A 21468-nucleotide genomic window follows, 5' to 3' on the forward strand; every position below is an offset into this window, starting at 1 on the left:
ATATATTTTTAGGAGGTCCCTTATGAAAAGACACACAAAAATTCTCTCTCTTGCGCTGACGCTGACTCTGTCCGCCGGAATGCTTGCCGGCTGCGGCGGCAGCCCCGCCGGTCAATCCGCCGCCCCCGCATCGGGCGGCGCGTCCTCCGCGGTGAGCGATCGCTCCACCGTCTCTAAAATTGCCATCTTGCTGCCCGGCTCCATTACCGACGAGTCCTGGAACCAGACTGCGTACGAGGGCCTGATGCAGATCAAGGACGCGGGCTACGAGGTGGCGTATACGGAGAATGTGGGCTCCAACGATATGGAGGCGGTGTTCCGCAGCTATTGCGAGGACGGCTATGACTTCGTCATCGGTCACGGCGCCCAGTATGGCGACGCCTGCTGCCGCGTGGCGGAGGATTATCCCAATGTGAATTTCTTCATCACCGGCAACGCCCCCGAAGACATTTCCGAAGCGGACCTGCCAGCCAACATCATGTTTGCGGATTACCGCGAGTGCGAGGGGGCCTATGTCTCCGGCGTGGTTGCCGCCCTGATGACAAAGAGCGGCAAGGTCGGCTATGTGGGCGGCGGCAACAACACCACCCAGCAGTCTGATAAAAACGCGTTTATTGAGGGTGTTGCCAGCGTCAGTGCCGACGTCGAGGTGAAAACCGTCATTACCGGAACCTTTGACGATTCCGCTCTTGGCAAAGAAACCGCAATCGCCATGATTGAGGACGGCGTGGACGTGATTCTCCAGACCTGCGACCACACGGGCCTTGGTGTTTTGGAGGCATGCAGTGCCGAAAAGGTCTACTGCATCGGCTATACCTCCGACCAGTCTGCGCTGGTTGCCGACGGGCTGTGCCTCACCTCCATGATGGTGGACATTCCCTACATGATTTCCTCTCAGATTGACCTCATCAAAGCGGGCGGTTATGGCGGACAGGCCTTCCCCGGCCTGCACGACGGCGTGGTCAGCATGGCGGCTTTCAGCACAGAGGTTTCCGATGACGTGGCCGGACAGGTGAATGCCGTGATCGATCAGATCAAGAGCGGCGAGCTGGTGATTACCCCCAATTACAACGAAAACTGAGACTGCCCCGCACTCCGGGGCCCATATTGAGCCCCACTTCTTTGAGCTTGTTCAGGCCCGCCCCACGGGCGGCCTGAACAAGCTCTTGTGCAGCCGGGGATAGGCGGCTTCTTTGCGCGCGTAAAAAGCGGGTGCATTATAAAAATGATGGCAATTAGGGACTGCATAAAATAGACAAAAAGCAGAATAGTCATTCGGAGAAAATTTATTCATATATATATGAATAAATTTTCATAAATGGATTGACGGAAGAACCGGAAAAGTGGATAATACTTTTAAATGAAAAGGAGCCGCCAAGGTGGGCTTGCGGACGGGAAAGGGACGGTCAAAAAGGCATGGAAAAGGCGTATCTGGTTTTGCAGGACGGACAGGTATTTGAAGGAATTCGCTTCGGCGCAGGCGGAGACACGGTGGGGGAGCTGGTGTTTACCACCGGCATGTGCGGCTATCTTGAAACGCTGACGGACCCCAGCTATTACGGGCAGATTGTGTTGCAGACCTATCCCCTGATGGGAAACTACGGCGTGATCCCGGAGGATTTTGAGGGAAGCTGCACCGTCCGGGGCTATGTTGCCCGGGAGTGGTGCACCGCTCCGTCCAACTTCCGCTGTGAAATGGATTTGGATGCATACCTGAAACGGGAGAACGTCCCGGGCATCTGCGGGGTGGACACCCGGGAGCTCACCAGGATTATCCGGGAGCACGGCGTGATGAACGCCACAATTTGCGCCGCGCCGCCCGCCGGGCTGGAAAAGGTGCAGGCATATGCCGTCACCGGTGCAGTGGCGTCTGTTACCTGCCGGGAAGCGCAGGTATATCCGGCAGCAGGAGAAAAGAAGCATTCCGTGGCTCTGTTGGACTACGGTGCCAAGCGCAACATCGTTCGGGAGCTTCAAAAGCGGGGCTGTGAGGTGACGGTCCTGCCCGCGATGACCACGGCGGCGGAGGTGCTGGCCATAAAGCCGGACGGCGTGATGCTCTCCAATGGTCCCGGGGACCCGGCGGAGGCCAAATTTCAGATTGACCAGCTCAAAGAGCTTGCTGGAAAGCTGCCCCTGTTCGGCATCTGCCTTGGGCACCAGCTTCTGGCGCTGGCGCTGGGCGGGCAGACCTATAAAATGAAATACGGACACCGGGGTGTGAACCAGCCCGTGCGGGACCAAAACGGACCCCGGACCTTTATCACCAGCCAGAACCATGGCTACGCGGTGGATGCCGATTCTGTGCCCGCCGGGCGCGTCCGCTATGTCAACGCCAACGACGGCACCTGCGAGGGCATCGACTATCCGGAGCTGAGGGCGTTCACCGTCCAGTTCCATCCGGAGGCCCATTCCGGGCCGGAGGACACCGCATTTCTGTTTGACCGCTTTGCCGCGCTGATGAAGGGAGAGTGCCTGTAATGCCTTTGGATACATCGATTAAAAAAACACTGGTCATCGGTTCCGGTCCGATTGTCATCGGACAGGCCGCTGAATTTGACTACGCGGGGGCGCAGGCCTGCCGCGTTTTAAAAGAGGCGGGGGTGGAGGTTGTTTTGTGCAACTCCAATCCCGCCACCATTATGACCGATCAGGCCATGGCGGATGAAATTTACTTGGAGCCACTCACCGTAACCACGGTAAAGCGCATCATTAAAAAGGAGAAGCCCGATAGCCTTTTGGCCTCTCTCGGCGGGCAGACGGGACTGACCCTTGCCATGCAGCTTGCCAAGGAGGGCTTTTTGGAGCGGGAGGGCGTCCGCCTGCTGGGAACCGATGCGCAGGCCATCTCCAAGGCGGAGGACCGGGAGCTGTTTAAAGAGGCCATGGAAGCCATTGGTCAGCCCGTGGTTCCTTCGGACATTGCCAACACCGTGGACGAAGCCCTTGCCGTGGCGGAGCAAATCGGCTATCCCGTCATTGTGCGCCCGGCGTTTACGCTGGGCGGCGCGGGCGGCGGCGCGGCGGCGGACCGGGAGGAGCTGCGAATTATATCGGCCACCGGGCTGGACGCGTCCCCCATTTCGCAGATTTTGGTGGAGCGGGCCATTTTCGGCTGGAAGGAAATTGAGTTTGAGACGATTCGGGACGCCGCCGGCAATGTCATTGCCGTGTGCTCCATGGAAAATCTGGACCCCGTGGGGGTCCACACCGGGGACTCCATCGTGGTGGCTCCCGCCCAGACCCTTTCGGACCGCGAATTTCAAATGCTGCGTACCGCGTCGCTGGACATCATCTCATCTCTTGGCATTGTGGGCGGGTGCAACTGCCAGCTTGCGCTGGACCCCGACAGCTTTCAGTACGCGGTGATTGAGGTGAACCCCCGGGTTTCCCGCTCCTCCGCGCTGGCCTCCAAGGCCACGGGCTATCCCATCGCCAAGGTCACGGCGAAAATTGCCCTTGGCTATACGCTGGACGAAATCAAAAACGATGTGACGGGCAAAACCTGCGCCTGTTTTGAACCGGCGCTGGATTACATTGTGGCGAAAATCCCCAAGTGGCCTTTTGATAAATTTGCCGACGCCAGTCGGAAGCTGGGCACTCAGATGAAGGCCACTGGCGAGGTGATGGCCATTGCCCCCGGCTTTGAAATGGCCATCATGAAGGCCGTCCGGGGTGCAGAAATCGGACTGGACACCCTGAACCGTCCGACGGAAGACGGAGATAACGCGCCCCTCCGGGAGCGGCTGGCCCGGGTGGATGACCGACGGCTTTTCACGGTGTTCGAAGCGCTGAAAGCGGACGTGGACGTGGAGGAAATCCACCGGATTACAAAAATCGACCGCTGGTTTCTGGGAAAACTTCAAAATCTTGCGGCTTTTGAAAACTGCCTGACAAGGGACGGACTGACTGCGGCGCACTACGAAACTGGTAAGCGGTACGGCTATCTCGATGCGTCGCTGCTGCGATTGTCCGGTGGGGCGGCGCTTCCCGGCGGGGCCAAGCCTGCTGTTTATAAAATGGTGGACACTTGCGCGGCGGAGTTTGACGCACAGACCCCCTATTTTTACTCCTGCTTTGACAAGACCTGCGAGTCCCGGCCCTTTCCCCGCAGCGGAAAACCTGTCGTGCTGGTGCTTGGCTCCGGTCCCATCCGCATCGGGCAGGGCATTGAATTCGACTATTCCTCCGTCCACTGCGTCTGGACGCTGAAAAAGCTGGGCTATGAGGTGGTCATCGTCAACAACAACCCCGAAACCGTCTCCACGGACTACGACACCGCCGACCGGCTGTATTTCGAGCCGCTTTGCCCCGAGGACGTGCTGCACATCATCGAGGTGGAGCGCCCGGTGGGCGTGGTGGTGGCTTTCGGCGGGCAGACTGCCATCAAGCTGACAAAGTTCTTGGATGCACAGGGGATAAAAATCTTAGGCACCTCCGCCGAATCCATTGACATGGCGGAGGACCGGGAGCAATTTGACGCGCTGTTGGAGCGGTTTTCCATCAAGCGGCCGCAGGGCCGGGCGGTGCAGAGCCTGGATCAGGCCCTTTCCGCTGCCGGGGAGCTGGGATATCCCGTGCTGCTGCGGCCCTCCTACGTCATCGGGGGGCAAAACATGGTCATCGCCCACAACGAGGCGGAGGTCCGCCGCTATATGGAACCGATTCTGGCCAACGGAAATGGGGAGCCGATTCTGGTGGACCAGTATCTTCAGGGCTGGGAACTGGAAGTGGACGTGATTTCGGACGGGACGGACGTGCTGATTCCCGGCGTGATGCAGCACATTGAGCGCACCGGGGTTCACTCCGGGGATTCCATCGCGGTCTATCCGCCGTTTAATATCAACGACCGGCTGCTGAAAACCATTGTGGACTGCTCGGAAAAGCTGGCCCTCAGTCTGAAAACCAAGGGACTTGTCAACATCCAGTATTTAATTTATCAGGGCGAGCTGTATGTCATTGAGGTGAACCCCCGGGCCAGCCGCACGGTGCCCTATCTTTCCAAGGTGACAGGGGTGCCCATGGTAGATTTGGCCGCCCGGGTGATGACCGGGCAGCGCCTGCGCACGCTGGGTTACGGCACGGGACTTTATAAAACGCCGCCCTATGTGGCCGTGAAGGTTCCCGTCTTCTCCTTTGAAAAGCTCACCGACGCAAATGCCGCCCTCTCCCCGGAGATGAAATCCACAGGAGAGGTGCTGGGCCTTGGGAAAAATTTGCAGGAGGCCCTGTTCAAAGGGCTGGTTTCCGCAGGCTATCGGGTGGAACGGGAGCGCCGGGGCGGCATCCTTATCTCCGTCAACCGCCGGGACCAGCCGGAGGTGGTGCATATCGCCCGCAAGCTGGTGGACCTGGGCTACAAGCTCTACGGAACCGAGCGCACGGCCTATGAAATCTCCCGCCTTGGCGCGGACGTGGAGGTGGTTGGCAAGCTGGGGCAGGACAACCGGGTGTTTAAGCTGCTGGAAGCGGGGGAGATCGACTTTGTGATTCTCACCGGCTCCACAGAGCCGGCGTATATCCGGGATTTCATCCATCTGAACCATCGATGCGTCCAGCTTGGGATTCCGTGTCTCACCAGCCTGGACACCGCCGCCGCGCTGGCGGACATTCTCGCCAGCCGCTATACGCAGGAGAACACGGAGCTGGTGGACATCTGCCGCCTGCGGACAAAGCGGCAGAAGCTTCCCTTCGCAAAGCTCCAGACCTGCGGCAACGACTTTGTGTTTCTGGAGGATTTTGACAGGGCCATTACCTGCCCGGAATCTCTCTGCATTACATTGTGCGACCGTCACACCGGCGTGGGAGCGGACGGCATCGTCCTGATGCAGTCCTCCGAGACGGCGGATGCGAAAATGCGCCTGTTCAATGCCGACGGGTCCGAGGGAAGCATGTCGGGCAACGCCCTGCTGTGTATGGGAAAATACCTGTACGACAAGGGCCTTGCAGAGAAAGAAAAGCTGCAAATTGAGACGGATAGCGGCGTTCGAACCGTGGAGCTTTCGGTCATGAACGGGCAGGTTTCCTCCGCCTGCGTCTTCATGGGACGGGCCTCGCTGGACGTGGGGCGGCGGCTTGTGAACGCGCCTGTGGAAATCGGGGGAACGGAATGGCGTGTCACCTGCGTGGACATGGGAAGTCCCCACTGTGTGGTGTTCTGCCCCCGGGTGGACGAACTGGACGTGGCGGCGCTGGGGCCACGGTTCGAACGCGGCGTGCTTGCGCCGGAGCGGACCAATACAGAGTTTGTCCGGGTGGTAAACGAAAACACCGTAAAAATGCGGGTCTGGGAGCGGGGCAGCGGCGAGACGGCGGCCTGCGGCGACGGAGCCTGCGCGGCGGTGGCCGCGGCAGTGGAGTTGGGCCTTTGCCCGAAAAATCGGGACATCACGGTGAAAGCCGACGGAGGGGATATGCTTGTCCGCTATACCGGGGAAGAGATGACGCTCACCGCCGGGGCAACGCTGGTGTACGAGGGCACTGCGGAATATTAAGAGAAGCGGAAAAGCGCGGGCCGCATCTGCGGCCCGCGCTTTTTACAGATGGGAAAGACGCTTATCCTCCCGTCTGGTGGAAAAATGCCCTTTACGGGGAAACCTTTGCCTTACAGGGCGGAGAGTACCTCATCAATGTCCGGCAGCTCCCCAATGGGATAGACCTTGACCCATTTCACGGTGCCCTCGGCGTCCACCAGCACATTGGCCCGGCCGGACATGCCGTGGTTTTCCATATACACGCCGTAGTCCTGCGAGACTTTGCCCAGAGGCCAGAAGTCGCTGACAAGGGGCGTTTGTTCAATGGCCAGAACCGTGGCCCAAGCCTTTTTGCCGGGGGCCGGGTCCACGCTCAGTCCGATGGCCACGGTGTTCTTTTCCGCGAAAGCGTCGAAGTGCGTCTCCAGAGCCCGCATTTGGTCGGTGCACACGCTGGTCCACGCCAGCGGATGCCAGGACAGCAGTACCTGTTTGCCCCGATAGTCGGAGAGCTTGATTTCCTTGCCGAATCCGTCGGACAGGGTGAAGTCGGGGGCTTTTGCGCCCACTTGAATTGCGTTCATGCTGAATCCTCCTCTTTTCAAATAATGTGTGGGGAGCGGACCAGGCCCGGACGGCCGCGCTCCTGTGTTTGGGTGTTTTGCGGTTATCCAACAGCTTTCCGGGGAAGCGATGGCGTCTCAATGGTCTTATTATGAAAACCGGGATAAGCCGGAGGCTCAGCCCGGAATGTGAATTTTTTCAAAGACCCATGCGGTCAGCTCGTTGAGGGAGGGGTGGATGACCATGGAGTTGTTGATGGGGGCATAGGTCCCCAGATTGGGGGACAAGATTCTCAGGTCGTCCATCTCCCGGGCGGCCAAAGCACGCCGGATCTTGGGACACTGGTAGCCCGCGTTCATAAGATATACGAAAGGCTGGAGCAGCACCGCTGCCTGCGGACCCACAATGTGGACGCCCAGCAGCTTTTTATCGTACCCGATAATGACCTTTACAAACCCGTCGTCTCCGTCGCGCTTCCGATAGCCCATGGCCCGACCGCCCACCACTTCGGAAAAGTGGTTGTACGCCGTCTGATATGGGATGCCTTTTTCCTGCACCTCCTGCTCCGTCAAGCCCAGATGCGCCACCTGCGGATGGGTGAAAACGGCCCAGGGAACGGCGTCGTAGCGTACCTCCTGCTTGCTTTCGCCGGAAAACAGGTTTTGGCTGAGAATCTGGGCCTCGAAATTGGCCTTGTGCCGGAGCTGGTATTTTCCGTTCACGTCCCCCAGCGCCCAGATGCCGGGCTGAGAGGTTTCAAGATACCCGTTTGTCACAATCCAGCCGTGCTTGTCCGTCTCCACTCCGGCCTTATCCAAGTCCAGCGTGTCGGCATTGGAACGGGTGCCGGAGGCGGCGAAAATCTCCTCGCACGCTAAAACGGACCGCTCTTTCGTGGCGCTGTTTTCTACGGTGACGTATTTTTTGCCGCCCTCCGCCCGGACAGAGACGGGGGTGCTGTGGGTCAGAATTTCAATTCTGTTTTCTGCAAACTGGCGGCTGACAAATTCTGCGACCTCCGGTTCTTCCTTGTTCAAAATTCCGCCGGAGCGGACGAGAATCGTCACCTTTGTGCCGAATGCGGAGAAAATGTGGGCAAATTCCGTGCTGATGGAGCCACCGCCGATGATCACAAGACTTTCCCACGGCTTTTGGGGATACTTTTCCCCAAAGAAAGTCTCCGAGGTGACGTAACCGGCCTCTTCCAAGCCCTCCACCGGGGGAACGGCAGTTCTGGCACCCACTGCCAGCAAAAATTTGTCTCCGGTGAGTTCCTCCTTCGTCCCGTCCTCACGCAGGACGGTCATGCTGCCGGGCCCGGTAAAAACGCCGGTGCCCTTATACAGCGTTAGGTTTGGAGAATTTCCTAAATTTTTTTCGATGGTTTTGTGGAAATCAATCTGTGCCCACATTCTGCGGGAGATAACCTCCCAATCAATGAAAGGCCGACCCACGTTGACGCCGATGTGGGAGGCACGCTCCGCCTCCCGAATAAAATCCGCCGGATAAACCAGCATTTTTGACGGAATGCAGCCCTTTGTCAGGCAGGTTCCGCCCAGCTTTGCCTTCTCAATCAGCGCGCAGCGAAGACCTTTTTCAAGAGCGGCCTCCATCACCATCAGTCCCGCGCCGCTTCCCACAATGACCAAATCAAAATGCTCCACTCTGCGATGCCTCCTTTATGACGTATCCCGGGCCTGTGGGGCCGTTCCCCTTAAATGGTCCGCCCGTGCGGCGGCCGAAGCGGGGTCTTCCCGGGCCTGTCCCTCATACTTCCTATTTTACCGAAAACCCCGCCCGCGTCAAGTCATTCAAGGAAAATCCCGGAATTTATACGCGGAGCAGATTCGCCTTGCAATCAGAAATGCGGTATGATACCATATAGCATAGCTCGAATGTGTATTTTCGACAGTCAGGCTGGTCTGGCTGTCTGCTTTTTTGCCGTGGAGGAAGAACGATGTCGTTTTCAATGATCTGGCCCATTGCGCTGGTAGTGCTTTCAAACGTATTTTATAATGTGTGCTCCAAGGAGACACCGGCCGAAATCAATCCCTTTGCGGCGCTGACCGTGACGTATGCCATCGGCGCGGCGTTTTCCGCACTGATGTACTTTGCCCTGAACCGGGGCGGCTCTTTGCTCCGGGAATACCAGAGTATCAACTGGAGCAGCTTTGTATTGGGTTTCGCGGTGGTGGGTCTGGAAGCCGGGTCTATTTATATGTATAAGGCGGGCTGGAACGTCAGCAGCGGGCAGCTGGTTTACAGCAGTATTTTGGCCGTATGCCTGATATTCGTGGGCGTGTTTGCCTATCACGAGACGATCAGCTCCACCAAAATTTTGGGGATTCTGGTGTGCATGCTGGGGCTGTTTCTGATTAACAAATAAGGTCCTTTCAGGCTCCTGCGGAGCCTGAAAGGAAAGAATGAAAAGCACATCATTATTCTCTAAAATGCAAACAGTGGGCGGGGCCGGGCGGGAATTTCCCGCCCGGCCCCGCTGTGCGTATCTCATTGCAGATGTGTTCCGCGTCAAACGGAAATTGAAGTGAGGTTTTTTATGCGGCGGCTTTTTCCTGACCTCTCAAAAGGCGATCCGGAACGTGAAAAGCCTTCGCTGGAAAACTCCTCCGTTTCTTGGCCTTTTTCGGGACAAGGGAACTATACGCCGCTGAGCACGCGGGACGGAGCGGCGCACAGCGCGTTCTCCATGCGGCCAAGCTGCTCCAGATGGAGGGTCAGGGGCAGCGCGTCTACCGAGAGGTCGGGCTTTCCGGTGCAGCCGTCCACGCCGCCGGAGGAGATAACAGCCCGCAGAGCTTGTAGCTCCTCCTCCGGCGAGGGGAGCAGCCGCCGTCCCGTGGCGGCGGACAAAAGCGCCGCCGCAGCCCAGCCCCACCAGTTGGACACCCCGGCGGCCAGCGTGAAATCCGCCTGCCCCACGGTGGCAAGGCGTTTTCCATGGGGCACATGGGCCTCCACCACCGGGCGCAGTGCGCCCATTCCCAGCTCGTTTCCCCCGTCGCCAACGGCGACGGTAATCGCGCCCAGGCGGCGGGCTAGCGGCAGGAGAAAATCCGCGTCCGTCACCATATCGTCGATTACCCGACCGTGCATATTGTAAAAATGCCCGTCTGCGCTTTTACCGGGATGCTCGATGGTGAAAAAGTGAGTGGGGCGGAGCTGGTTTAGAAGGTCCCGAGCAAAGGCCCCGGTTCCCCTGTCGGGAAGACAGACGATCTCCGCCTCCGGAGCAAGAACCTCAGCGGCGGCGCGGACCTGCGGGAGGGAGACGCCCCCGCATAGCAGGGTCGCGTTGCAGCCTGTTGCCATCAACGCCCGGGCCAGATTTGCCGCGCCGCCGGGACCGTCCGTCTCGCCGTGGAACACGCCGCCGCAGTCTACCGGAAAGCCGGTGAGAATCACCACCCGCTCTGCCGAAAGCAGTGTGCGGGTCAGCGCGCCAAAATCCGGGGCGGGCAGCCACCGGGCAAGCCCCCGGCCCGTCTCATCCCGGCGCAGAAGCGCCCAGAGCTGTTGGTGAAAATCCATAAAATACCTCCCGCAGGAGGGCCTTTTCAACAAAAAAAGACCCACTGATTTTGTGTAACACAAAATTCGTGGATCTTGACCGCGGGAGGAAGCGCCGGAGGGGCGTTCCGCGCGGGCAAAAACGAATCAAAGAGCCAAAGCGGACCGCTCTGGTCTGGGGACAGTATAGCAGGGAAGGGCCGGGCCGTCAAGGCGGCGGGGGACAAATTTCACGCTGGATTTTCGGCAAAATCTATGGTATAACGGCTTCATGACGCCTGCCCGGTTGGAATGAAAATAAGGCGGCGTGTCTCCGGAAGGGGAGGGAAAGGGGCGGCTATGGGGTATCCGGAAAACACAATTTTGGTGGTGGGGCAGGCAAAGCCCAGCCGAGGCGACGCTATCTGCCAGACCCACGGGGAGTTTTACATCAGTCTGGTGCTGGAGCGGGACACGGGGCTGATTCTGGATGCAGCCTGCAACACGATTCTGGACGTGACGGCGGCGTTTGTGCGGGAACTGCTGGTGGGTCGCCGCCTTGGCGAAGACCTGGCGGCGATGGAGGCGGACATCCGCACCCGCTATTTCGCACTGACGCAAAAGCCACTGATTGCCTGCCTGAAGGACGCGGCCAACCGCTACCGCGCCGCGCAAAGCGGAGAAAGCGATTAAGGCGGGCGCACTGTGAAAGACCCGCGAAAAGCGGGGAACAGACTTGAATAATACCGAAAGATATGTTATAGTTAATCGGTTGCATCATTTAACCACTGAATTTTTTCAACCGAATGATTGAAAAAGTGATCAGATAACTGCACTGGAAGCGAGGGACCGGATTTGAATGAGATATTAAAACGCTTTGTATTGCCGGAGGAGCTGGCCGCTGTTGTGGATTGCAGTCCCAGCGTCATCGTTCCGGAGAGCAAGGAGACGCTTTACGAGCTGATTTTCGGCAATGAGCATACCACAAAGATTGACGTGGTGTACGATGTGGATGGGCGGCCCGTCCACGAGGCGGACGTGGTCCGCTGCAAAAACGGAGCCGTGGTGAATTACACGGAGGACTATATGCGCCGCCGGGACCCGGACTGCATGCGCATCGCCGACGATCAGCCCACCGACAAGCCCCGGTTTGAGAATGTGTACGGCTATGCCTTTGACGAGGTGCGGGAGGAGACGTTCCACTGGCTCTCCGGACAGGAGCTGATTGTGGTTCCCTTTAAGGCCGGAGGATACGAGTATGGCTACGAGGCGATGCTGGTCTGCCCCCGGAACGCGGCGTTTTTTGCCTTTGCCCTCTCCCAGCTTCAGGCCTTTGTCAACGTGCGGGAGCTGGAGAAATTTGAGCCCCGGGCCATCGTCTACGTGGCCCCGCCCCTGCGCCACACCCGCTTTGGCGGGCGGCAGGTGGTGGTGCACAGCCGTGGGGAAAAGCTCCACGAGATTTTCTCCTATAACCTCTATCCCGGCCCCTCCGCAAAAAAGGGCGTGTACAGTGTGCTGCTGGATATTGGTGAGCAGGAGGGCTGGGTTACGGCCCACGCCTCTGCCGCCCGGATCATCACTCCCTATGAAAACGAGATGGTGATGATGCACGAGGGCGCGTCCGGCGGGGGAAAGAGTGAGCTTTTAGAGGGTGTGCACCGGGACTCCGACGGACGGGTGCTGGTGGGTGTGAACTCCATCAGCGGCACCCGCCATTATATCAGCATGAGCGACACCTGTATCATCCAGCCCGTGACCGACGACATGGCCATCTGTCCCCCGGATTTCCAGCCCGCAAACGGCAAGCTGGCTCTGGCGGACGGGGAAGACGGCTGGTTTGTCCGGGTGGATGGCATCACGGAGTACGGCTGCGACCGGCTGTACGAGCGCATCACCATCCACACCAAGGAGCCGTTGATTTTCTTCAATCTGGACGGCGTGCCCAATTCCACCTGCCTTTTGTGGGAGCATACGCTGGACTCTACGGGACGGCCCTGCTCCAATCCCCGGGTCATCATTCCCCGGCGGCTGGTGGACAACATCGTTACCGGGCCGGTGGAGGTGAACGTGCGTAGTTTCGGCGTGCGGATGCCCCCGTCAACGGCCCAGCGTCCCAGCTATGGCATCGTGGGGCTGCTGCACATTCTACCCCCCGCGCTGGCGTGGATGTGGCGCCTGGTGGCCCCTCGGGGCTACAACAACCCCTCCGTCAGCGGGGATTCGGCGCTGGCAGCGGAGGGTGTTGGGTCCTATTGGCCCTTTGCCACCGGTCTGCGGGTGAAGCAGGCGAATCTTCTGATGGAGCAGTTTCTCCGCTGCACCGCTACCCGGTATGTGCTGATTCCCAACCAGAATATCGGCATCTATCAGGTGGGCTTTGCCCCGGAGTGGATCTCCCGGGAATATCTGGCCCGGCGCGGTGGCGTGAATATGCGAATGGACCGGCTGACGGCCGCGCCCTGTCCGATTTTGGGCTATTGCCTGAAGGACATGAAGGTGGACGGACAGCATATTCCGCCCAAATTTCTCCGCCCGGAATTGCAGGAGCTGCTCGGCGAGGAGGGCTATCGGGTGGGTGCCAAAATTCTCACCGACTTCTTTGCCAAGGAGCTGCAGGTCTACGACACGCCGGAGCTGCATCCGGTGGGTCGGCAGATTTTGGAGTGCTTTGCCGCGGGCGGCACCGTGGAGGATTACTGCAAAATTCTTCCGTTGGGCCTTGAATAAACGACATAGAGCGGCCCCGGCACGGAAAATTTCCGCGCCGGGGCCGCTTTTGTCATTGAGAACAGGGGAGAACAGGAATGCTGCGCTACGCAACGCCCTTAATGGTGACGTTCAAATAGCCGAAATCGTCCTTCAAAGAAATCTCGAAGGGCTTTACCGCTCTGCCGTCCTGTCGATAGACACGGACCATGGGCCGCAGGCAGTAGGAGGCGTAATTCCTGATGACCAGCCCGGTCCAGCCATTGCTCAGTGCCACGGAGGTGCCCACGGGATAGGGGGCGATTCTCTTTGTAAAGGCGTTGACCGCCTCCGGGTCGAACAGCGTTTCGGCGCTGGCCATCACGTATTCAACACCTTCGTTGGCCGGCAGCGCCTTCCGATAGGGCCGCTCGGAGGTCAGGGCATCGTACACATCCGCAAGGGCGGTGATTCGTCCGTAGAGGGAAATTCCGGTGCCCTTCTTTTGCAGGGGATAGCCGGAGCCGTCATACCGCTCGTGGTGCTCCAGAATGGGCCGGCAGCTTCGGGGCGGAAGACGATACTCCGACATGATATAGTCGTAGCCCATCTGGGAATGGGTCTTCATCAGCTCAAATTCCTCCGGAGTCAAAGGCCCATTTTTTTGAACGATCTGCTTGTTGATAAAAACCTTTCCGATGTCGTGCAGCAGCGCGCCGCTGCCCAAGGCGATCAGGTCGCTCACGGGAAAATTCATGGCCATGCCCAAAATAATGGACAGCACCGCCACGTTGAGAGAGTGGGAATAAGTATAGCTGTCATAGCTGCTCAAATCCAGCATGTTCACCATCACGTTCCGGTTTCCGGAAAGCTCTCGCACAATGCATTCAATCTGGGCAGAGACATTGACAGGGTGCGATTTTTTACCGCCCTGACGGGCAGTGGAGATAATTTTCTGAATACCCCGCATCGTCTCCGTACGCAGCTCACCACTGATGGTGTCGATGACCTCGATATCCCGGGAAAGGTCGTCTTCAATGTAAGCGCCCGAATAGCCGGCCCGCAGAATGCCGCCGATATATCCGTTATTCAGCGTAATTCCGGTGGAGAGCATGGTGTTCGGTCCGCGGTACAGGGGCTTTGCAAGCTGCATGCCATCGCGTAAACAATTTGCCGCTACGAATCTCATCGCGATACCCTTTCAACATATGTTCTGCACACGAAATCCATCGTCCTGACGGAGATACGGCCGCCTAGCGGCTTGGGCGTCGAGGATGAAGGCGGTCTGCCACTCGGACCGGACCGCACCTCCCCCATTGAGGATGCAAAGCCGAAAAATACGGGGTAAACCATGCGTTTGCCAGAGGTTGTATTATATCCGTATTTGCGAAAAATGTCAAATACTTGAAGAACAAATTTCCATCCTCCGCGCCGTCGCAAGACAGGTTGTCCGAGTCACCGACCGGACTTGTCGACTCCACGAAACAAAGGGGCAGTGGTCACCAGAGTGTGGTCGGGAAACCCAATAGGTTGTCTCCTGATACCAGTGGATCCGCATAGAACGGCCCCGGCACGGAATTTTTCCGCGCCGGGGCTTTTGCCGCAGAGAAAGGAAAACGCATCGATAACAAGGACGCTATACCCTCGGACGGCAGGCTTTTAAAGCTGGCGAACATTAGCCGGATGATTTCGGAGCAGCCTCGCGTCAGGCGGCTCCTGTGGAAGAGGTGGGGGGATTCTCCGTGCCGCTGCTTCCTCCGGGGGCGGTGCTGCCCTCCGTGGTGCTCTTGGCCGCCTTCTGGCGGCCGGTGTGGTCAATGGTGTAGTCCTTGTTGCACTCGCCCTTGACAATGATCTGCGAAATAGGAACCACGGAATAGCCCTGCCCGATCAGATATTCCAGAATACCCGGCAGGGCTGCAGGGGTGTGCTCTGCCGCATTGTGGAACAAAACGATGGATCCGGGCTGAACTTTAGAGGTGACCCGCCGGGTGATTTCATCTGCCGACAGGCCCTTCCAATCTAGACTGTCAACATACCATGCAAAAATAAAGCATTGACAATCAACGCAATTTGATATCAATGCCCCATGGAGAGCACAGCACATTTTTGATGACCGCAGCGGCGGTTTTCTTTTTTGCCTCGAAGTCCAGGGTGCTAAAATCATATGCAATCGTATCCGTGCGGACGGTGTTTGCGGCAGAGGTGATCTTGTTTAAAACCTCGCGCTTTTCGTCGTCCAGCTTTTGGATTGCCGTATTGATGTACTGGGCGGAAACATCGTTGCCGCTTGCAAGAGCTTCAATCAGATTGGCAATTTTATTTTCAATCTGCTCCACCTCGCCCACCCATTTGTCCTGCGGCTTGGAGCCGGGGTCTTCTGCGGTCAGAAACGATTGCTTCGTTGAGAAATTTCCGATCAGGAACGATTCCACCATGGCCTCTACGTCTTCGATCCGTTCGGTATGAATCGCAGAACAAATGTGGAGGTTCGTCCGGCCTGAGCAGGACAGGTATTTGCGGGTATACTGCTTATCTTCAATCACGCGCAGGCTGTATCCGCACTCCTTGCAGTGAAGCAGTCCGGAAAGCCAGGTCAGCTTTCCTTTCCCGGTGTTTTTGACCTGCCGGTTATTATCCAGCCGGAACTGACAGGTTAGAAACTGCTCCCCGTCAATCACGCCCTCATGCGAGGAAATTGCCAGAAGATGCTCCTGCATATTGGTATACTTTCTTTCATTGGACGTGCGCTTTCCGATCATAATGGAGGCAAACTTCCCAGTAAATTCAGAGACGTCGTTGTAAATGATCGCACCCTTGGCGCTGTAATACGCATAGATGGCCTCGGTCGCCTTTGCGTAGGCAGGGTTGCGCAGGATCCGGCCTACGGATACACCGTCCCAGCCGGTCCGGCGGGCGCAGGGAATGCCCTCTTCGGTCAGCGTCTTTGCAACCTTTCCAAGCGACGCCCCGGCCTCCGCGTACATATTGAAAATGCGCTTTACGATTTCTATTTCCGGCGTTGGCTCAAGGGATTTCTGCCCGGCTACCCGCTCCTGGGCAATCCGAAACCCAAAAGGAGCAGGACCGCCCGGCCATGCGCCTTTTTTCACGCGCTGGTAATAATTGTCCTTGACCCGCTCGGCAATTGTTTCCCGTTCCAGCTGGGCGAACACCATAATGATGTAGAGCATGGCGCGGCCGACCGGGGTTGAGGTGTCAAACTTTTCATTGATGGAGACAAACTCAACATGGTTTTGATTCAGCGTCTCCCAGATCATGCCGAAGTCCATAATGGAGCGGGAGATTCGGTCGAGCCGATAGCACACCAGCTTTTCAACCTCTCCGGATTCAACATCCTTCATCAGCTTGGCAAAGGACGGACGGTGTGTGTTCTTGCCGGAAAAGCCTTTGTCGGTATAAACCTTAAATTCATCGGCAGCCTCGGCGCGGCACAGGTCCACCTGCCCCTCAATGGAAAGACTGTCCTTTTTGTCAAGGCTTTGCCGGGCGTAGATTGCCGTGTACATGGCGCACCCCCATGTGCCCGATTCGGGCACAATTTATTTTGCGCCGCCCCACCGGGGCGGCGCTGGTAGTTTACTGTGCCTTTTTCAGCTCCGAGACTTCCTGAGACAGGATTTTAATAATAAAGGCCGCCTCGTCCTCCGGAGCTTCCACGCGGTTCTTCGGGGCCAGCGTGGCGAGGAGATTGGCCTATCCAGTAGATACCGTCTGTGATGAGGTAGAGGCAGTCGCAGAGCCGCATGCAGACATAGAGAATGTAATTAGCAGTGCCGGTGCAAACGGTAAATGCTTTTTCAATTCCTCCTATGCACCCAAACAAGGCTGCTTTACTCAGAAATTCCAGCCAGGCCGTCATCCACTGCATCCCAGAAGTCAGTTTCGTTTATAATCAGGACCTGCTCTCCATCTTTTCGCAGTCTGACGGCTTCTTCAATTTTTCTGCCGTAGCAAGCGTAAGCCCAGCATGGATTTCCTGCATTGCCAACGATTAAATAATTGGTTTTGGCCGTGACACAGGACTTAACAATACCACCTAAGCTTAGTACCGCCGCAGCCATATCGGCGCGCTTTGACCGGTAAGACTCCCCGGTAAAACAAAACGTCTTGCTTTTAAACACAATATTCGGGCAAAACGCACAGATTCCGGAAACGGCATATTTCTTGCGAAGGTGCTCAAAGTCCGTTTCAACAAGGTTGTAAGAGGAGGTAAAGTCAATGACGTTTCCGAAAAAAGCCATAAGCTCTTCGCGCTCTTCAGATGTAATTTTTTTATCGGCAAGTACGGCATGAAGCAGACTGTGAATTTCATCAAATGGGTATGTCCCAGATAAAAACTCGTTGGCGTCTATCCAGGATTTTAGTGTGGAAATTTCTTTGTCACCTAAATCGCCGTCGGACATAATACCGTGAATCATGCCGGAAAGAAACTGGATAGATGAAGTAATCTCATTGTAGTAGGAGCTGTTGTCGGCAAAATTATTACACAACCACAGAATATCCATAGATTCATCTTCAGTGATTATACTGTCAGCACATGCAGATTCAACAACCGGGAGCAATTCTGAAAATGGGTGCCGATCTTTCAGATGCGCATGTAATTCGCACCAGTTGATTAATTCTGTAATTTCCTTGTTTCCTATTTGGGTATCGGAATTAATCCCTGCAACAAGGCCTCGCAAGGTATTGATTGCCTTGTGCAATTCGGCGGGCTTCGTGAATTTGCGATACTCTTCGAGCTCTTTCATAACCCATCCTCCCGTGTGTCCAATCCGGACACAATTTTGTTTTTTATGCAGATATGTTTTTTATAGAAATATGGTAGTATTAGTAAGCGCTCAACAATAATGCGCGCATCCAATGGATCACGGGACACACCTCCTTTTTTAGGGGGTGTGTTCTTTTTGGGGGGGGCTGTTTCTTCACCCGGCAGCGCGCTGGTGGTGACGCCTAAGTACTATGTAAGCATTTAAAGTTTTTCAACTTAAAAATTCACAGCCATGAAGGAAAATCTTCAATTCTGCTCAATGAAATTGAGGTGAAGGACGTGTGCAGTTATGTACTGACTGAGCATACCGATAAGCCTCCGCATTTACTACTGGAGGTGTGCATCCTCAAAGAGATTGAAGTGCAGAGGTATTTGCTGCCTGTGCAACGTCTTGCGCGATTTCGACAAGAGCTTTTAGGGAAGAGATGCCTGCTTTTTTAACTACATCTTTGGGTTTTGCCCAATTTTGATTTTCTCGAATTATATCCAGAAATTCGTGCCCTTGATAGGTAAGGCAGTTAATCCGTATCTCAGGCATAGGCTCTCCATAAAAGCGTGTTGATTTTGCATCTAAAAGTCCACCTTCTATGAGCTTTAAACAAGTGTAATTTAGTTCCTCTCCGCTATACTGGGGCAGTTTTATATTTAGTGTGTCTATACGCAGTTCTTCTCCATATGCGCAGGTTTCCACAGCTAAGAGAACATCGCGGACGCATTCATGGTCAAGTTTCATCAAAGTGCGCCGCTTTTAAATTAATTTTTAACTATTTTACCACTAAAAGGAAAAATTTTCAAGCCCAAGGAAGGGAGGCAAATTTACGGCTATCAGAGCGCTGCGAGAAGCCTCCGGATTGAAGTAGTTTAAACTGGCGGCACTCATAAACATTAAACCTGCGTCCGTGTCTGCGTGGGAACGCGGGAAGGCAAACCCTCGTCCCGCGCACCTGAAAAAACTGGCTGGGATTCTGCACTGCTCCGCAGACGAGCTGCTGCCATGCTCGCTGGCACGGTATGAAAGCGGCGAGTGCGGCGTATCGGGGGATCTGGCCTATCGGATGGTACAGCTGTACAATAGCCAATTTTTGGCCGTGGAGCACCTGCGCAACGAATCCCGGTTGGCAGCGTCCATCGTCCGGGCCTGCACGGAAGTGCGGATTGCCGCAAAAGGGCATTGACTGTTTCAGAGGTCCTGAGAATAGTGGACGAGCCTTGCCAATAAGTTTTCAGAGGAGGTGGTGACTTTCATGGAAATGAGACTGCTATGGAATGACCGCGAAATCACCGGGAATGAGCCGGAATACCGGGAGCATTTCAGGAAGCTAATCATTCAGGATTTCCTTCCCTATGCACGCGCCCACCCGGAGCAGACGGCAAGGTCCATTCGGTATATTAACTCCGAAGAAACCCCTGAAAATACATAATTTGAGCAGCCGAGGACGCGCGGCTGCGGAAGAAACACGGACAAGCTGTGGGAGGAATTCAGACGCAGCAGATAAAAAAAGAACCGCCTCGGTGTTCGAGCACCGAAGCGGTTCCGTGTTCAAGGACTTGCGCCCAAGAACGATTGCAGGGTTATTATATCACATTTGCTCGAAAACGTAAGCCCCCAATTTGCCGGGGAGGAGGTGCGTCTTGGATGAGCATGTGGGGGCTTGGGCTGATCACCATCGGGTGCGGCTGGCTGGTTAGCCGGCTGTTTCTGGTGGTGGATTTGCGGTTGATGGCAAGGGAATCACAGGAAAGTATAGTCGTGTGCGTAATCAGTAATCACTATCCCGTCGATATGAACCACGGTATGCCCGCCATATGTAACCAATGCACAGGTTTCAACAGGTGCATGTATGAGTGGCACGGTCTTCAGGTGACCGGAAAAGAAAGTGGCGAATGAAAAGTGGCGGATTATTTCTTCTCCTTGAAGCAAAGGCCGTCAAATACCGTTGTGCCAATCATTGACTTGCTGAGTTCGCGCAGGAAAATACCCAGGCATATAAATTCCTTTTCCGAGAGATTGGTATAAAAATAATTGGTAAGGGCCGCAATCAGTACATTCAGTTCACAAGGATTCAAGATAATCACCCAAAGTATCATATGCAAATGAAAATAGCCGGTGTGAGTACCGGGAGAGGAAAGACGGATTGAAAAGTAAAGACAGGGTTCTGTCGGGGTATCGTGAGGGGACCCGAGACTGGGAGGACCAACATAATATGCTCCTGGATGACGGGGGGATCTGCAATGACTGTACGCATGTCGAGCGCTGCTGTACACTTTTCGGGCAGCGTCCGTCCGTGAATTCCGGCCGATGCCAGTTTTACCCCAATCGTTTTATGGTTGCGCAGGCCGGGGAGAGCGTAATAAAAGCCGCCCCTTAAAAGAGGCGGCACAGCGTTACCATGAGCAAGGGATTCTGGTAATTCTAATTGCGGTGATTTGCGGAGGAATACTTCTGGTCATGATCCCGTTATAAAAAATGCTCACGCAATTGCCGACACGAAAACTGCACGCGCGCGGTGTATGGACAAGCACAGTCTGGGACATTGACTCGTCAAAAACAAGCAAATCACCAGGGCGGACCCGAACCACGATTGCCTGTAAAAGCATAGATACCACCTCTTGTTGCAGGATATGTCAAGGTTGGGCAGAAAGTTCCGGTTAGGTTTTGTTAAGGAGGCTTGTAATGGGCAGGATTGACAAGCGAAAAGCTCGCCGAAAGATTTCTTTCGGCGAGCACATAATCGATTATCTCCATGGAGGTCCGGACGGCTTTGGGGGACCGGGAGGCTTGGGTGGTCCGGGTGGTTTAGGTGGTCTGGGTTTCCAGGGTGGCTTTGGGGGCCAAGGTGACCAGGGTGGTCTCGGCGGCCCGGGCGGAGGTCCGGGGGGTTTAGGTGGATGGCATCTGGGATTCCATGGAGTAAAGATGCAAAAAGGATTTCTTGCCATATTAAAGTCCTCCTCTGCCCCAGCATATGCGCAGGACCTTGCAGGGGTTTTGAAGGGAGACCATGCTGATGCGCAATGACCTTTCTACATACCTGTGTGCAGCAGAGAGCGAGGTCTTTTATCTCCTGCCGGGTCGAACAAGGCCCAAGTATAACACCTGGTACTACGGGCGGGAGGTGTCCGGAGACTCGTATCCGTGGTGTGTGGTATTTGTGTGGTGGTGCTGTGCGAAGGCCGGTGTGGTGCTGCCCGTAAAAACGGCGAGCTGCACAGCGCTGATGAACGCGGCCAAGCAAGCGGGGATATGGGTCACGTCCGGATATCTGCCGGAGGCTACCTATTAGTAGCCCCCGGGAAATTCATAGCCAAGCACGTTGCCGACAGTCTCACCATATAATACTAATACGGCAGCCTTCGCAAAGTACATCACAAAGGAAGGGAGGGTGTTCTATGTGTTGCTGCCGTAACCGGAATAATTGGCGTCGCAACTGGTGCTGGAATCAA

Annotated in this window: 18 protein-coding genes; 10 read left to right on the plus strand and 8 right to left on the minus strand. The window is 56.1% G+C overall.

The annotated features are described in order from the left end of the window. The first annotated feature begins 22 nt into the window (after positions 1–22). The 3 genes from ABVS15_RS04625 (at position 23) to carB (ending at position 6494) form a co-directional block, all read left to right on the plus strand. Entirely contained in the window at positions 23–1081 is a 1059-nt protein-coding gene (locus tag ABVS15_RS04625) for a BMP family protein (RefSeq protein WP_369282587.1), read from the plus strand. Between the two features lie 335 nt (positions 1082–1416). After that, positions 1417–2481, plus strand: coding sequence for a carbamoyl phosphate synthase small subunit (locus ABVS15_RS04630; protein WP_369282588.1), 1065 nt, complete (start codon positions 1417–1419; stop codon positions 2479–2481). Then, positions 2481–6494 carry a carbamoyl-phosphate synthase large subunit gene (carB, locus tag ABVS15_RS04635; RefSeq protein ID WP_369282589.1) on the plus strand — a complete coding sequence of 1338 codons (4014 nt, stop codon included), beginning with the start codon at positions 2481–2483 and terminating at the stop codon, positions 6492–6494. Before ABVS15_RS04630 ends, carB begins: the two co-directional genes overlap by 1 nt. Positions 6495–6604: 110 nt before the next feature. On the opposite strand, the gene ABVS15_RS04640 is transcribed toward carB, so the two are convergent. Together ABVS15_RS04640 and ABVS15_RS04645 are read right to left on the minus strand one after the other, a co-directional pair. Continuing rightward, positions 6605–7057 carry a redoxin domain-containing protein gene (locus tag ABVS15_RS04640; protein ID WP_369282590.1) on the minus strand — a complete coding sequence of 151 codons (453 nt, stop codon included), beginning with the start codon at positions 7055–7057 and terminating at the stop codon, positions 6605–6607. 156 nt (positions 7058–7213) lie between these two features. Then, positions 7214–8701, minus strand: coding sequence for an NAD(P)/FAD-dependent oxidoreductase (locus ABVS15_RS04645; protein ID WP_369282591.1), 1488 nt, complete (start codon positions 8699–8701; stop codon positions 7214–7216). 293 nt (positions 8702–8994) lie between these two features. On the opposite strand from ABVS15_RS04645, the gene ABVS15_RS04650 reads away from it, so the two are divergent. Further along, a complete protein-coding gene (locus ABVS15_RS04650; RefSeq protein WP_369282592.1) occupies positions 8995–9423 on the plus strand; it encodes an EamA family transporter in 429 nt (142 codons plus the stop codon). 272 nt (positions 9424–9695) lie between these two features. Here ABVS15_RS04650 and ABVS15_RS04655 read toward each other — a convergent pair whose 3' ends face one another. Next, positions 9696–10586, minus strand: coding sequence for a DUF4392 domain-containing protein (locus tag ABVS15_RS04655; protein WP_369282593.1), 891 nt, complete (start codon positions 10584–10586; stop codon positions 9696–9698). Positions 10587–10904: 318 nt separating this feature from the next. Here ABVS15_RS04655 and ABVS15_RS04660 point away from each other — a divergent pair, with 318 nt between their 5' ends. Together ABVS15_RS04660 and ABVS15_RS04665 are read left to right on the plus strand one after the other, a co-directional pair. Next, complete coding sequence (locus ABVS15_RS04660) at positions 10905–11237, plus strand: DUF3870 domain-containing protein (RefSeq protein WP_294856077.1); 333 nt, start codon at positions 10905–10907, stop codon at positions 11235–11237. Between the two features lie 162 nt (positions 11238–11399). Beyond that, positions 11400–13274, plus strand: a complete 1875-nt coding sequence (locus ABVS15_RS04665; protein WP_369282594.1) for a DUF4914 family protein — start codon at positions 11400–11402, stop codon at positions 13272–13274. 85 nt (positions 13275–13359) lie between these two features. On the opposite strand, the gene ABVS15_RS04670 is transcribed toward ABVS15_RS04665, so the two are convergent. The 5 genes from ABVS15_RS04670 to ABVS15_RS04690 form a co-directional block, all read right to left on the minus strand. After that, complete coding sequence (locus ABVS15_RS04670; protein WP_369282595.1) at positions 13360–14421, minus strand: HD-GYP domain-containing protein; 1062 nt, start codon at positions 14419–14421, stop codon at positions 13360–13362. A gap of 516 nt (positions 14422–14937) precedes the next feature. Then, entirely contained in the window at positions 14938–15183 is a 246-nt protein-coding gene (locus ABVS15_RS04675; protein WP_369282596.1) for a hypothetical protein, read from the minus strand. Positions 15184–15295: 112 nt separating this feature from the next. Then, positions 15296–16762, minus strand: a complete 1467-nt coding sequence (locus ABVS15_RS04680) for a recombinase family protein (protein WP_369282597.1) — start codon at positions 16760–16762, stop codon at positions 15296–15298. Between the two features lie 324 nt (positions 16763–17086). Further along, positions 17087–18004 (minus strand): BRCT domain-containing protein, encoded by a 918-nt coding sequence (locus tag ABVS15_RS04685; protein WP_369282598.1) that lies wholly within the window; start codon positions 18002–18004, stop codon positions 17087–17089. A gap of 366 nt (positions 18005–18370) precedes the next feature. Further along, positions 18371–18757: a DUF2513 domain-containing protein gene (locus tag ABVS15_RS04690; RefSeq protein WP_369282599.1), complete on the minus strand. Its 387-nt coding sequence runs from the start codon at positions 18755–18757 to the stop codon at positions 18371–18373. Between the two features lie 133 nt (positions 18758–18890). Between ABVS15_RS04690 and ABVS15_RS04695 the strand changes: the two genes are divergently transcribed. The 4 genes from ABVS15_RS04695 to ABVS15_RS04710 all read left to right on the plus strand — a co-directional run bounded on the left by ABVS15_RS04695 (position 18891) and on the right by ABVS15_RS04710 (position 21308). Continuing rightward, a complete protein-coding gene (locus tag ABVS15_RS04695) occupies positions 18891–19199 on the plus strand; it encodes a helix-turn-helix domain-containing protein (RefSeq protein ID WP_369282786.1) in 309 nt (102 codons plus the stop codon). A 69-nt stretch (positions 19200–19268) separates the two neighbouring features. Further along, the gene (locus ABVS15_RS04700) at positions 19269–19445 is read left to right on the plus strand and encodes a hypothetical protein (protein ID WP_369282600.1); all 177 of its coding nucleotides are present in this window, start codon (positions 19269–19271) and stop codon (positions 19443–19445) included. A gap of 215 nt (positions 19446–19660) precedes the next feature. Then, a complete protein-coding gene (locus tag ABVS15_RS04705) occupies positions 19661–19912 on the plus strand; it encodes a hypothetical protein (RefSeq protein WP_369282601.1) in 252 nt (83 codons plus the stop codon). 1120 nt (positions 19913–21032) lie between these two features. Further along, a complete protein-coding gene (locus tag ABVS15_RS04710; RefSeq protein WP_369282602.1) occupies positions 21033–21308 on the plus strand; it encodes a hypothetical protein in 276 nt (91 codons plus the stop codon). The last annotated feature ends 160 nt before the right edge of the window (positions 21309–21468 follow it).

Source organism: Oscillibacter sp. GMB15532, assembly GCF_041020825.1.
GTDB lineage: Bacteria > Bacillota > Clostridia > Oscillospirales > Oscillospiraceae > Oscillibacter.

Bases quoted from the DNA above. Each gene is read 5' to 3' on its own strand.
- ABVS15_RS04625 (WP_369282587.1), top strand. From the start codon at position 23: ATGAAAAGACACACAAAAATTCTCTCTCTTGCGCTGACGCTGACTCTG.
- ABVS15_RS04630 (WP_369282588.1), top strand. From the start codon at position 1,417: ATGGAAAAGGCGTATCTGGTTTTGCAGGACGGACAGGTATTTGAAGGA.
- carB (WP_369282589.1), top strand. From the start codon at position 2,481: ATGCCTTTGGATACATCGATTAAAAAAACACTGGTCATCGGTTCCGGT.
- ABVS15_RS04640 (WP_369282590.1), bottom strand. From the start codon at position 7,057: ATGAACGCAATTCAAGTGGGCGCAAAAGCCCCCGACTTCACCCTGTCC.
- ABVS15_RS04650 (WP_369282592.1), top strand. From the start codon at position 8,995: ATGTCGTTTTCAATGATCTGGCCCATTGCGCTGGTAGTGCTTTCAAAC.
- ABVS15_RS04655 (WP_369282593.1), bottom strand. From the start codon at position 10,586: ATGGATTTTCACCAACAGCTCTGGGCGCTTCTGCGCCGGGATGAGACG.
- ABVS15_RS04660 (WP_294856077.1), top strand. From the start codon at position 10,905: ATGGGGTATCCGGAAAACACAATTTTGGTGGTGGGGCAGGCAAAGCCC.
- ABVS15_RS04670 (WP_369282595.1), bottom strand. From the start codon at position 14,421: ATGAGATTCGTAGCGGCAAATTGTTTACGCGATGGCATGCAGCTTGCA.
- ABVS15_RS04680 (WP_369282597.1), bottom strand. From the start codon at position 16,762: ATGTACACGGCAATCTACGCCCGGCAAAGCCTTGACAAAAAGGACAGT.
- ABVS15_RS04685 (WP_369282598.1), bottom strand. From the start codon at position 18,004: ATGAAAGAGCTCGAAGAGTATCGCAAATTCACGAAGCCCGCCGAATTG.
- ABVS15_RS04690 (WP_369282599.1), bottom strand. From the start codon at position 18,757: ATGAAACTTGACCATGAATGCGTCCGCGATGTTCTCTTAGCTGTGGAA.
- ABVS15_RS04700 (WP_369282600.1), top strand. From the start codon at position 19,269: ATGGAAATGAGACTGCTATGGAATGACCGCGAAATCACCGGGAATGAG.
- ABVS15_RS04705 (WP_369282601.1), top strand. From the start codon at position 19,661: ATGAGCATGTGGGGGCTTGGGCTGATCACCATCGGGTGCGGCTGGCTG.
- ABVS15_RS04710 (WP_369282602.1), top strand. From the start codon at position 21,033: ATGCGCAATGACCTTTCTACATACCTGTGTGCAGCAGAGAGCGAGGTC.